Annotated in this window: 8 protein-coding genes; 5 read left to right on the top strand and 3 right to left on the bottom strand. The window is 40.2% G+C overall.

Translation table 11 applies throughout. The features are described from left to right. Nucleotides 1–225 precede the first annotated feature (225 nt). The 3 genes from PHAL_RS0100980 to PHAL_RS0100970 all read left to right on the top strand — a co-directional run bounded on the left by PHAL_RS0100980 (nucleotide 226) and on the right by PHAL_RS0100970 (nucleotide 3,918). Nucleotides 226–2,091: a CIA30 family protein gene (locus PHAL_RS0100980; protein ID WP_016706527.1), complete on the top strand. Its 1,866-nt coding sequence runs from the start codon at nucleotides 226–228 to the stop codon at nucleotides 2,089–2,091. Between the two features lie 76 nt (nucleotides 2,092–2,167). After that, nucleotides 2,168–3,148, top strand: coding sequence for a sensor histidine kinase (locus PHAL_RS0100975; RefSeq protein WP_016706526.1), 981 nt, complete (start codon nucleotides 2,168–2,170; stop codon nucleotides 3,146–3,148). Beyond that, a complete protein-coding gene (locus PHAL_RS0100970) occupies nucleotides 3,145–3,918 on the top strand; it encodes a LytR/AlgR family response regulator transcription factor (protein WP_016706525.1) in 774 nt (257 codons plus the stop codon). Before PHAL_RS0100975 ends, PHAL_RS0100970 begins: the two co-directional genes overlap by 4 nt. Before the next feature lie 75 nt (nucleotides 3,919–3,993). On the opposite strand, the gene PHAL_RS0100965 is transcribed toward PHAL_RS0100970, so the two are convergent. The 3 genes from PHAL_RS0100965 to PHAL_RS22665 form a co-directional block, all read right to left on the bottom strand. After that, nucleotides 3,994–6,843, bottom strand: coding sequence for a TonB-dependent receptor (locus tag PHAL_RS0100965; RefSeq protein WP_016706524.1), 2,850 nt, complete (start codon nucleotides 6,841–6,843; stop codon nucleotides 3,994–3,996). Between the two features lie 107 nt (nucleotides 6,844–6,950). Beyond that, complete coding sequence (locus tag PHAL_RS0100960; RefSeq protein WP_016706523.1) at nucleotides 6,951–7,823, bottom strand: FecR family protein; 873 nt, start codon at nucleotides 7,821–7,823, stop codon at nucleotides 6,951–6,953. Nucleotides 7,824–7,883: 60 nt separating this feature from the next. Further along, entirely contained in the window at nucleotides 7,884–8,423 is a 540-nt protein-coding gene (locus PHAL_RS22665; RefSeq protein WP_158217499.1) for an RNA polymerase sigma factor, read from the bottom strand. Between the two features lie 221 nt (nucleotides 8,424–8,644). Between PHAL_RS22665 and PHAL_RS0100950 the strand changes: the two genes are divergently transcribed. Together PHAL_RS0100950 and PHAL_RS22660 are read left to right on the top strand one after the other, a co-directional pair. Continuing rightward, nucleotides 8,645–11,413 (top strand): TonB-dependent receptor, encoded by a 2,769-nt coding sequence (locus PHAL_RS0100950; RefSeq protein ID WP_138973911.1) that lies wholly within the window; start codon nucleotides 8,645–8,647, stop codon nucleotides 11,411–11,413. 91 nt (nucleotides 11,414–11,504) lie between these two features. After that, nucleotides 11,505–13,331, top strand: a complete 1,827-nt coding sequence (locus PHAL_RS22660; RefSeq protein WP_016706520.1) for a metallophosphoesterase family protein — start codon at nucleotides 11,505–11,507, stop codon at nucleotides 13,329–13,331. Nucleotides 13,332–13,381: the final 50 nt, after the last annotated feature.

The raw sequence follows: 13,381 nt of genomic DNA, 5'->3' as shown, positions 1-13,381 counted from the left end.
AAGCCACATACTATTTATATTAGTGTGTGGCTTTTTTAATCAAAACGTAACGGGGGTTTACAGCAGAGATAAAAAATTCAGGTAAAGGGGGGAAGTTATTAAAAGAGGTTTATGTCGATTCAAAGGCAGATCGTGTCGGTTCAAATAAACATTAATGAATGAGGCAATTTAAAGCGCTAAATTTCATATCAACAGCTCAGAAATTATGTTGATAAGGAATTTAAAATGAAAGCTATAACAAGACCTATAACAAAAACACTCATCGGATTCAGCCTAGTCGCTCAGTTCAACGTACACGCCATGGACTTACGAGTTGATAACGTACGTGTATACCAGTATGAATCGCAAAGTTTTTCAGCGCCTAGTAGTTTGTATATTGATGACGGAAAAATAGTAAACATTACTAAAGCGTCGAGCGAGAAGCTGCAGGCTGATAAAACCTTTAACGCGAAAAACCAATTTGCATTACCCGGACTGATTGATTTGCATGTACATTTAGGTTCTTCAGGGAGCAATTTTACAGAGTTTCAATATTTACCGGTAAAGTCGCATTTTAATGCTAATTTGTATTTAGGCGTGACGAATATTGTTGATTTGTTTTCATTTCAACAAACCCTTGATGAAGCGGAAAAATTAAACGCGACGCAGCTCACGCCTAATTTATTTTATGCTGGCACCTTATTTACTAATCCTGGGGGTCATGGCACTCAATTTGGTGGTAGCGTCTATGAGATCAGTAATGACAGCGATATTGATGGATTATGGCAAAAGCACCTGGCGACTAATCCACATCTTACTAAAGCAGTGATTGAAACATTTGGGGGGACTGGCAGCTCCCTTACAGATAGCCAGTTAGCAGAGCTTGGTGAGCGTTCTAAAGCAGCTGGCCTACCTTACTTTGTGCACGTATCCACTTTAGCAGATGGTAAGCGAGCGATAAAAGCGGGTGCTACTGCGCTTGCTCACGGTATTAATAGTGAAGCGATAGATGATGAGTTTATTGCTTTAATGAAACAAAATCAGGTGACGTATATTCCTACTCTTGCGGTCTATCATAATCACAGCGATGAAAAGCATAACCATGCATTAAGCTCGCAAACAGAGTTACTAAAACCCGTACCAAATAAACTGCAAGGCTGCTTATTTGAGAAAGTCCCTGAGCCATCAAAATGGAAAGAGCACAGCTGGCAAGCACGCAGTATTGCCTACGCTAATATTCAAAAGTTACATCAAGCGGGTGTTGTAATTGGAACTGGCTCAGATGCAGGGAACCCTTATACGTTGCATGGTTTAGGCTTACATAACGAGATTGACGCGCTAAAAAAGGCGGGCTTAACGAGTGCACAAATTATTGATGCAGCAACAGTTAATGGCGCACAGGCAATAAATCAAAGTAAAAATATCGGCCAGTTAGCAACGGGGTTTGAGGCAAGCTTTATCTTGTTAGAACAAGATCCAATTGAAGATATAAGCGCTATACATACAATTTCACAGGTTTATAAATCTGGTCAACAAGTTAACCGAGAAGAGCTACTAAGCGAAAATGCTAAAATCGAACCACAAGGGCCTACCTGTAATAAAACTGCACAAAGTACAACTGCACAACGTTTTATCGATGATTTTGATGGTAAATCGCCGTGGCAAGGTTTAAGTGATGCGGTAATGGGTGGTCAATCCAGCGTAGAGTTAACGGTAAATAAACACAGCCTGACGATTAATACAGCAGTGGCTAAACCTACCAATTTTGGAGCTTGGGCGGGAGCTGAATTTAAATACCCGCAGCCAGTTGATGCATCAGGCTTTACCGGTGTGCGACTTACTTACAAAGGGTCAACAGTACCATTTGCTCTGGCAATCTATCACAGTGATGTAAAAGATTGGGATAACTTTAGTGTATTAGCTAAGCCGAGTGAGCAGTGGCGTACAATCGAAATCCCTTTTAGCGATTTTAAGCAGTTTGGCTTTGGTAACTCTGTTACGTGGTCGGCACAAAAGATTACCGGATTCAACGTTATGTGGCGAAAAATGCCAGGCGCAGCCAACACTATATTAAACAATACATTAGAAATTAAAGAGTTTAGTTACTATTAAACAGCTAAGGCCATAATCAATAAGTTTGGTTTTGGCCTTGTTTATTTGCTATGGTTTTTAAAAAAGAATCCTAATTATGTTTAAACACCCTTTTTATAAATACAGTTTTTGTTTACTACTCATTGTTGATATTGCCTATGCGCTAGCCATTGTTATTAGTAACTCAGCACCTATCTCAATTGATACTGTTATAGCTTCACTCGTGTGGTTTGTTACTTTTTACTGGATACCTGTATGGGCGGCGGCATTAATTTTTCAGCTGCGAAAAAATGGTAATACAAAAATAGCGCTAGAGTGGTTAATTGCGGTGGTATTTATGGCCACTGGTAATGTAATAACCGATCACGTACTCGTTAGCTTATATGATGATTATAGGCCGCTTGGTGTTTTTGTTATTTTTAATGGCTTAATTTGGGGCTCATGTATTTACTGTATTTGTATTTATATTGAGAGCAAAAAAAAGGTTGCATCTGAGAAGCATTCGCGCAAAAAAGCACAGCTTGCCACATTACGTTATCAGCTAAACCCACACTTTATGTTTAATAGCCTCAATACTATCTCAGCTTATATTCACACTAACCCTGATTTAGCAGACGAAGTGTTGCATGAACTTGCTGATATACTCAGGTATTCATTAGATACAGCAGAACAAACATTGATCCCGCTTGAGCAAGAGCTTGCCATTATCGAGAAATATTTAAATATTGAAAAAGCCCGCTTTGGTGAAAAACTGCAGGTAAATTACACCCTGCCTGAGCAGCTAAAAAGTATTCATATTCCGCCTCTCATTATTCAACCTATTATTGAAAATGCGATTAAGCATAATGCTCAGCAAAACAGCTTAACTGTAAATATAGAACTTACTGTTATTGATAACCTAGTTCGAGTGAAAGTCAGCGATAACGGTATTGGGTTTAATGAGCATGTGTTAAAGCATGGTTATGGCACCGGTGTTGGCATGAAGAATATCCAGCAACGGGTTAACCAGTTAGGAAATAGTAAAATAAATTTGAGTAATAATAACGGCGCGGTGGTTTGTTTGGAGTTAGCGTTATGAGTGAAGCTGTTAGTAAATTACGTTTGGTTTTTGCAGATGACGAATTGCCGGCACGAGAAAAACTCACTCATCAGCTTAGTTTAATGGATAATATTGACGTTGTTGGCATTGCAACAAATGGTAAAGAAGCTATTTCATTGATCAATGAACTCAAACCTGACGTTGCGCTTTTAGATATCCAAATGCCTGAAATTAATGGCTTAGAGCTTGTTGATTTACTAAACCATCAACCGTTGATCATCTATACCACAGCGTATGATCAATTTGCCATAGAGGCATTTGAACATGCCTCAGTTGACTATTTATTAAAGCCGTTTCCTATCGCTCGACTTAAAAAAGCACTGGCAAAAGCGCAGCAACAGCTTGCTCAACAACAAGCTGTGATACAGGTTAATAATGGATCGGATAAAGCACAGTACGAGTTAAGCGACAATAAACTTAATAAACTCATTAGTAAAAGTGGTGAGCGAATTTTTTTATTATCTCCCGCTGATATTAAGTTTATAAAATCAGAGCAGGGCAATAGTTTTGCACATGATGGTAAAGCGTTACATCATTTAAGTGATACCTTAGATCAGCTAGAGTACAGTTTGTCTTCTCAAAATTTTGTGCGTATTCACCGTAGCTACCTAGTAAATGTTGATCACATAAAAGAAATTCAACGTTGGTTTAACGGCAAGCTGATGGTGATTATTAATGATGAAGAAAAGTCAGAGCTCAGTACCAGCCGCGCGGGAGCTGATAAACTAAAGCAACTGTTAAAGATTTAATTGCTTTAAAAAGTGTTATCCCAATGTATTTAATGTGTGGAGCTGTTAAATGAAGATTCCCCGCTAAGGCTATTATTATATTTTTAGTGATAAACTAACTACAAAACGGCGACCAAACTCTTCAACCTTCATTAATGAACTAGCATGCTCGGTTTTGGCTGTGCGGGTAAGGGCTTCGTTAGTGGCATTAAATATATCTAAGCGTAGACTGGCATTATCAGAGTAAAACCAACTAAAGCTTAAATCTGTACTGGTATAAGCTTCAACATAGGTATCGGCATTATTACTGATATCACGTTGCTCCAAAAAGTCACTGCGATAATTTATATTAAATGCCGCTTGCCATTTATCATCACTAACCAAAAAGCGCAGGTTACCATTCCAATCAGACACTCCTTCAATATGAAAGCTATTTTTATGCTCAGTGGTCACATCAGCTTTTGTTATATGAGTAAGGTTGGCTGATACTCTAGTTTGTAACAGCCAGGGGGTGTGCAAGGGTAACAGCCATTGCGTGCTTGCTTGTAGACCAGTTACATGCGCTTTACCGTCGTTCGTGCGTTGTAGTGAGTTATAATCTTTACCTTGATAATTAATCTGTGTTGCTTGTTCAACAATAAAGTTATCCATAGCATGATTAAAACCAAGTAACTGAGCGCTTATATCTTCTTGTAACCAACTGACAGAAAGTGTGCTGGTATTAGCAATAACAGACTCTAAATTTGGGTTGCCAAGCTCTGCATAAGGTAGGCCACCTGAGTTAACATGTAGCTTAGGGTTTAAATCAGAATAATTAGGTCTGTTAAGTGTGCGGCTATAACTTGTTCGCCATTGCCAATCGTTAGATGCTTGCCATTTTAGTTTGAACGCAGGTAACCAAGCGCTGGCTCTTTGGCTGCTATTTAAAGGGATTAATTCACCTTGTTCGGTTAGTTGTGTGCCGTATGTTTTGCTTAATGTATCGCTGTAACGCAGGCCTGCATCTAAAGATAATTGCGCAAATTGCCAGTGTGATGAAAGATACCCTTCTTTCGATGCAAACGCGACTTTATAGCTATTGAGTTGGTCACTAGGCGTCATCTCATTAAACGGTAAATTAATATCATACAGTTGGAACAAATCACTTTTGGGGATCAACCAAGGTTGTACTGCTGAATTCATAAACCCAGCTGTAAAATCATTACTGATGGGCTCAAGCCAGCGGCCATCTAAGTGCGGTAAAGCCTGTAGTGCAGCAGAGCTTAAGCTGACATCTTTACGCGTATAGTTATAGTGTTGTGTTGAATGTAAAAAGCCAAAATCAAGAGCCTGCAAGCCAAACTCAGTAGCACGATGCCAATGACCATCGATCCCTGATTCATCAACTTGGTTAAGTACATTGATTGTACGTTTGCTCATTTGATTAATATGTGAGTAGCTACTTACTAACCCTAAATTGCTTTCAAAACTGTATTCATCAACAACGTTACTTTGTAAAGCAACATAAGCCTGCATTGGAGTAAGCGCAACATGGACTCGGGCTATAGGGTCATGGGTACTGCTATTGGCTTCGCTGTGGCTGTAAAAAGGAGATAAAGTTAGGTATTGATTTGGCTGCCACTTGGCATCTAATTGCAGAGTTTGGTTTGAGTAATAAAGATTAGACTCTTCGCGACTGGTTTTAGCACTTACATTATTAAAGACAAGTTGGTCTAGGCTATTTTGCTCATTACTTACATGAGCTTGAGCTGACTGACTCTGTGGATTAATCGAAATACGGTGCTCATCAAATGAAAAGTCAGTATCGGACCTAAACCAGAGGGTATTGATAGCTAATTGATCTGTAGGCTGCCAAGCTAAAGCGCCATAATAGGTCGCACGGGTGCGATCTTCATTTTCAATTGTCAGCGCTAAGCCATCGGTGGGCACTAAAGTGTTTTCGTTAATATCAGGCCATTGATACCCACTTGTGGCGCCGCCGTTTTCGCCCCAATGCCAGCTTTCAAACTGAAATTGCCGTTGTAGACGGTTTTCGTAATTCATTTTAAAAATGCCCCCTAAATCGCCGTTTGCACTTTTACCATTTGCAGTTAAGCCAAAACTTGGTTGAAAGTTTTTTTCACCTTCAAGCGCGGCGGCTGTGAGCATTACTTGCACGTTATTGTCTTGATATGCGAGGGGATCATCACTCAATAAATTTACGGTTGCGCCTATTGCGCCACTTGGCAAGCTCGGCTCTGCTGTTTTATACACAGTAATATTTGAGAATAGCCCTGCGTTAAAGATATCAAATCGATGTTGTTGCCCATACTGGTTAGAGTTACGAACGTTTTCGGTGTTGGCGAGGCGATGACCATTAAATAAAGTTAATTGATACTCTGCACCTAACCCCATGGCATTAATATTAAGTGCTTCGCCGCGATCGCGTGTAATACTCAAGCCAGGCACTGCTTGCAGAGCTTCAGCTAAGTTCTCAGCCGGTAACTGTGTGAGCATTGCACCTATTGCCACTTCACTTTCTCCGGTGTAATCACTTTTTACTTGCTGTGCATAATCTACCGCTTGTTGGTAATTGTTATTGTACATTTGAGAAGACGAGGTTGAGGGTAGTTGCCCTGTCACTGTAACCTCTTCTAGTTGCTTAGAGTGATTAGTTATAGGCGGCGTTTTAATTGATGTTGGTGTTTTAAAAATAACGATGCCAGCAGCTGTTCTTTGCCAACTCAATTGATGAGGAGTTAACCATTTATTCAGTGTCTCTTCGAGGGATGTAGCTTGAACGGGCTCTACCGAGAGCCCTTTTAGTATTGTGTTATCATAAATTAAAGCTGTAGAAAATTGCTCAGACAGATGTGTTAGTTGCTTTATTAAGTTCGTCGTTGTGGCATTGGCAGTAAAAGAAAGGCCCAATAGTGCTACACATAAAGAACAACTTATACGCAACATTTATGAACGGCCTTCCTATTTCATCAAACCCACAGTGTGAATACTTTAGATGAACAATTTATGACATTGTTTTATTAAGTCATAAATAATATTAACCTACTCTTTTATTACGGTGCTGATAGAACAATGCTGTCGTCAAATTGATTAACTTCAAGTTGATTTAACTGTGCGATTAAAGATGCAGCACCTAATACATCTGCCGTTTTAAAGCGGCCACTTACACGCAAACTTGCATCCACATTACTCAATATTAGTGGTTTATCGGTATAGCGATTGAGTTGAAAAATAGCATCATTAATAGTGACATTTTCTAAATCTAGCCAGCCAAGCTGCCAATCCGGTTGCTCAGCTTTAAATGTGGTGACGACAATATTATTACCTTTAACGCGAGCGCGTTGGCCCTTAATGAGTTCTTCACGTTGTGAATTATCACGTGTGTTTACTGCCACTTTGCCATGAAACACATCAATTGTTGTTTCACTTAAAGTTTTATCAATATTAAAAGCGGTACCTAACACACTAACTGTTGCATTGCCGGTATCAATGGTAAATGGACGTTGCTCATCGCGTTTAACTGCAAAATAGGCTTCTCCTTTACTCAGCGTTGCCTGTCTGGTTTTACTATTTTCATGAAATTGCAGATTTGTTTGCGTATTTAACGCAACGTCAGAGCCATCCGATAAGGTAATTTCGGTCGCTGACGTTGCCGTAAATTGTTGCGAGGCAATGAAGGTAGCAGGCGTTGTTGTAACTTCAGGGTTTAATTGTGCCACGCCTATTACCGCCATGATAACGCTCGCTGCTAGTGCACTGCCCCACAGCCAAAAGTTAGCATGAGTGTTGGTTTTTTTATGTGTTGACACTGCAACGTTAACTGGCGTATCTAGCTTTTGCAGTGCTTCGGTAAGTGCCGCATCTTGCCAAATAGCTTGCTTTAGTGGATCTTTCTTTTCATCGTCATGTTTGGATGAGGTGACCATGTTATTTCTCTATCTATCTCTAATACTAATATAACGATTTAACGTTCACTAAGGGGACATTTAGTCAGCAATAAATTCGCTTATTGCGTCTTTAAGCATGTCCATAGCGCGTGAAATATGCTTTTTAACCGCTTCTTCTGATAACCCTAAGCTCTGCGATATTTGTTGACGGCTTTCACCATGTAAGCGACGGCGAATAAACACATCACGGCGCAGTGCCGGCATTTGCGTGAGTACTTTTTGGTATAAACGCAGGCGCTGTTCATGTTCTAGCAAATTCTCAAGTGACAGCTCATCACTCTGTGGTTCGTGCTCTAGGCTTTCGGGAGATTTATTTTGCTCTCGATGATGATCAATTACTAAGTGCTGTGCCATGCGATAGCCATAGGCTAACGGATTATCAATATGCGCTGTACATTCAATTTTTAATGCTTTCATCAGTAGTTTTTGAAATAAATCATCGGCATCAGCTTGTTCGCCTACAGCCCGACAAAAGAAGTTTTTTAGTGCATCTTGATTGGCAATAAAGCACTTGACTAGAGGTCGACTTTGTTGGCCTTGTGCGCTGATCTGAGGTAGCGGCGTTTGTATTTGGGGCATCAGTTTTTTAATCGTTATCTGCAGCATCGGGTCTTTAATAGACGCTCATACTAGAGCAAAGGTGACACCTTTTTTATGATGTTTTGATGACATTTTTATGATTACAGTGTCGCAAAACCGACACAAAAACTTCATCGAATAAATACGTCCCCTATTAATTTTTTGCAGCGTCATTAGTAGCGAAATCAATTTTAAGTCGTAATACATACAACAGGAACAATATGATGACTAAGCGAATTATTACCCTATCACCTTTAGCATTGGCATTAAGCTCGTTACTTGTCGCGCCAAGCTACGCACAAGACACTGAAAACGATGAGCAAGCAATGGAGCAAATTGTTGTAACGGGTAGCTATATTAAAAGTTTAGAAAAAGCGATAGACCTAAAGCGAACCAATATTGGCTTTTCAGATTCGATAGTCGCTTCAGACATCGCTGATTTTCCTGAACAAAACCTTGCTGAAGCATTACAACGTATGCCTGGTGTGACCATTGAACGAAATAAAGGCTTAGGTCAAAAGGTGAATGTACGAAGCTTGCCGAGTGAGTTTACTTTTGTGTCGATTAATAACCTTGCTACGGCATCGGGAAGTGGTGGTCGTGATGTTGAATTTGACCTTTTTGCATCGGAAATTATTCAAAGTGTTACAGTAAAAAAATCACCGACTGCGGCGGACGAGGAAGGTGGTATTGCGGGAGCCGTTGCTATTACTACAGCACGACCGTTTGATTATGAAGACCGTAAATTAGTCGCGTCGGTTGAAGGTGCTTATAACGATATTTCAGAGCAAACAGATCCTAAAGTGGCATTTTTAGCCAGTGACACATTTGGCGACTGGGGAGCACTTGCTTCTTTTGCTTATTCACAGCGTACTAACCGCACTGACAGTAATTCTGGCATTAATTTTCGTCCGCTTTCGCGTTGGTTAGAAAAGAAGGGCTCATCACAATGGCAGTCAGATCAAGCGGCAGATGTACTCGAGCGTGATACCGGCATTACTATAAATGATCGCTTTGATAGTGATGAAACAAGTCGAGTAGTATTTTTAGATAAAGTAGGTGATCGTGCCTACCTGACTGAGCAAGAAAAGTGGGGAGCCACGCTCTCATTACAATATAAACCGAGTAGCGAGTTTAGCTTAACGTTTGATGGCTTATTAGGTAACTTTGATGATCACGAAGATGAATATGATGCTGCGGCTTATACCGCATCAAGTATCAGTTCGTTAGAGCGTGTTAATGAATATGACAGTTCAACCCTTAGTGATTACGGCATTACGGTATTAACTGATGTTGACTATGCTGCAACACAGCACGAGTTTTTAAGTAAAGAAAACAGCAGTGACACAGATTATCAGCAATTCAGTATTGCGATGGACTGGTTAGTTGGTCAGTGGGATGTGTATGGTTTAATCGGTTACAGTGGCGCAGATAAATCAACCGAAACAACTAACTTAAAGCACACAGCTTATCGTGCAACGCGTTCACGCTATACCAGTACTGGCGCTGAGACCATCCCAAGTGATAACCCAGATACATTTGATATGTATAATTCTCCAGAGGCCTATTTATTTGATTATAACGAAGTAAATCTTGAGGCTATTTCTGATGATAAATATGCTGCACAATTAGACTTTTCTCGCCAACTTAACTTAGATTTTTTTCCTGCATTAAGCAAAGTACAGTTTGGTGCTCGTTATACTGACAAATCAAAAGAGCGTAACTATGGCACTAACCGAGTTACAGGGCCATCAGCGGGAGATTCATCTTGGGTAGGCACGCGCACGCTTGCCGACAGTCAGCTTAGTAGTATTTCAGAACTTGTTAACGGTGGGGAGTATTTGTCTGAAGTGTCTTCTAAGCAAGATTGGAGTCAGATCTCTAATAGCTATGCCCGCAACCAACTTAGATATGCTGGCTTTGCTGTTGATTTTGAACCAGATCAATACTACCAAGTAGAAGAAAAAACGACGGCAATTTACGCAATGGCTGACTTTGCTTTCGATATTGGTGATATGCCGGCAACGCTTAATACAGGTGTGCGCTATATTGATACAGATGTAAACTCATCAGGTTATCATCAGGTTCAAAATGATGATGGCTCTACAAACTATACCTCAGCACCAGTATCAAAAAGTGGTAACTACACTGACTTATTACCAAGCGTAAACTTTACCCTTGAGCTAAATGACGACGTGGTATTACGTGCCGCAGCATCAGAAACGTTAATGCGCCCTGCTCTTACGGATATTGCTTATAAACGTACTGTAAGCTTAGGCGAATTTAAATACCGCGATGGTAACCCCGATTTAAAACCAACCTATGCTGATCAATGGGAAGTTGGTTTAGAGTGGTACTTAGAAGAAGGTGGTTTACTTGCGGTTTCTTATTTTGAAAAAGAAATTGAAGGCGTAGTACGTGAATCACTTACTGGTGTAGTGGAAGGCGTAACAAAATACAACGATAACGGCACAGTGGATGGTGTGTATGACTTTGATGTTTATCAAAAAGTGAATGCTGAAGGCTCGTATGACGTTAGTGGTATTGAGTTTATTGCGCAAATTCCGTTTGTGCGTTTTCATAGCATGCTAGAAGGTTTTGGTATTAATGCGAACTACACTACGTTAGATAACTCGTTAACGGGTGCCTCTGATTTAGGCATTCCAACGCCGCCAGAAGGCCTTGCTGATGAAACCTATAACCTGACTTTTTATTATGAAAACGACAGCTTTGACGCGCGTATTTCATATAACTATAAAGATAAATACGTAGAGTATATTGAGCGTGATATGTATCCAGTTTACCGTGATGCATACGGTCAAACCGATGTTTCTCTAGGCTACAATATTAATGATGTTGTTAAAGTGACTCTTGAGGGCATTAATATTACTGGCGAAGAAACTAAAGGTTATACCTTAGATCCTGCCTTCCCGACAATGTATGAGTTTTCAGGCCGACGTGTATCGTTAGGTTTTAGAGCTATTTTTTAAACCTTAATTACTGCAACAGCCGGAAGCTTATGCTTCCGGCTTTTTCGTTACTTAGAATTAATTTTCTAAGTGCTAGGCACAGGACTTTTATATGAAGTTATTATTATCTCTGCTCATAGGTTTAATGAGTGCAACAGTTCAAGCAGCTCCACCGATTAAAACGCAAATTGCCTTTGTGCCCGACATTCATTTTCATGATATTTATGGTGATTACTCAGGCGATGGCTTTAAAGGAATTGAGCTGTATAAAGGCGAACAGCCCGTCAGTATTCGCAGTATGCAGGCGCAAATTCATTCTACTCGATTATTTAATGAAAACTATTTTGCATTAATTGCGACCTTAGATGACATTGCAGCGAAAGGAATAAAACTAGTTGCATTACCCGGCGATTTTACTGATGACGGCCAACCCGTCCATTTGAATGGTTTAAAAGCGATTTTAGCTGATTACGCTAAACAATATGACATGCGTTTTTTTGCCATTCCGGGGAATCATGACCCTGTTAAGCCATTTAAAAGCGCTGGCGGCAAGGCCGACTTTTTGGGCTCTCAAGGGCAGCAAATTGGTATTTATTCAACAGATCATCCACGTTGTAAAGCAGATACTAAAGATGATTTGTTAGTATGCAGCGATAAAATCGCTCATGCAGGTTATCAGGAGATTGTTGATATAATGGCGGCTTTTGGTTTGCAGCCAGATAGCCGCGATTTACTCTGGGAAACACCATTTGGCAAGCGGGCATCGCTTACTGAGCGAAGTTATACTCAGTGTGCGCACAATGATAAATCACGCTGTAATCAAGTACCTGATACCAGCTATTTAGTTGAACCTGTTGCAGGACTTTGGCTGTTGGCCATAGATGCGAACGTGTATATTCCTGAGTTTAAAAATGACCACTTAATGTTTCAAGGTTCAGGCAACGCAGGTTATAACAAGGTACTCACAGAAAAGCCATTTTTATTGAATTGGATCACACAAGTAGTGCAAAGGGCAAAAGCTGAAAATAAAACCCTGATTGCGTTTAGTCATTTTCCGATGGGGGAGTTTTACGATGGCCAAACTGCGTCGATTAAATCACTATTTGGTGACAATGCTTTTCAACTCACTCGAGAGCCTAACAGTGATACTCGAAAACTACTCGCTGAAACAGGTTTAAAACTGCATATTGGTGGGCATATGCATATGAATGACACATCGGTCATAGAGAGTGAACATAACACCCTCTTTAATATTCAAGCACCTTCAATCGCGGCGTACCGCCCTGCTTATAAGTTAGTTACACTTAATAATCAGTTAGCGAAGGTGGATACAATTACAATTGATAACGTTGCCCAGTTTGATTTGCTCTTTAGTGCATATCATAAAGAGCATGACTATCTGATGAAAAACGCCCCAGAACAACAGTGGAATAAGCGTATTTTGACAGCCAAAAGTTACCATAGTTACAGCAAAATGCACTTGCAAGCTTTGGCAAAGTGGCGGTTTATTCCTAGGGAGTGGCCGAAGGAATTTCGTGAGCAAGTACTGAATATGTCGTTGTTAGAGGTTACAGCTTTGTTTAATGCTGATATTCAACTATCTAAAACACAGCAACAAGGCTTGCAGGCTAAAACTGTACTCGATTTTGTCGTGGATTTTTATTTGGTGAGAAATGCTGGAACCCTTGCTTTCGCTGATATTACTCAAGCTACTCAGCAAATCTATCAAACAATGGCCAAGGTGTTAAATAACAATACAAGGTGCATTGTTAGCCGTGAGGCTAAGGGTAAAAACATTTGCCAGCTAAAGTCCGCCCTAACGCAAGCATTCAACATTTACGATAATCTTAACCATGCGCTGCCAGATAGATGCTTGATTATTGATATGTCAGAAAGTAAGTCGTTGCAAAACTGTGCCGCGGATACAGTGTCGTCATAACTCAGGCTGAGTAATTTGTATGATGTAATGGGGGTTTACAGTTTTATGAA

Origin of the sequence: Pseudoalteromonas haloplanktis ATCC 14393, from assembly GCF_000238355.1 — a bacterium.
Lineage (GTDB): Bacteria > Pseudomonadota > Gammaproteobacteria > Enterobacterales > Alteromonadaceae > Pseudoalteromonas > Pseudoalteromonas haloplanktis.
The sequence above is the reverse complement of the archived record's forward strand: the minus strand, read 5'-3'. Positions and strand labels throughout refer to the sequence as shown.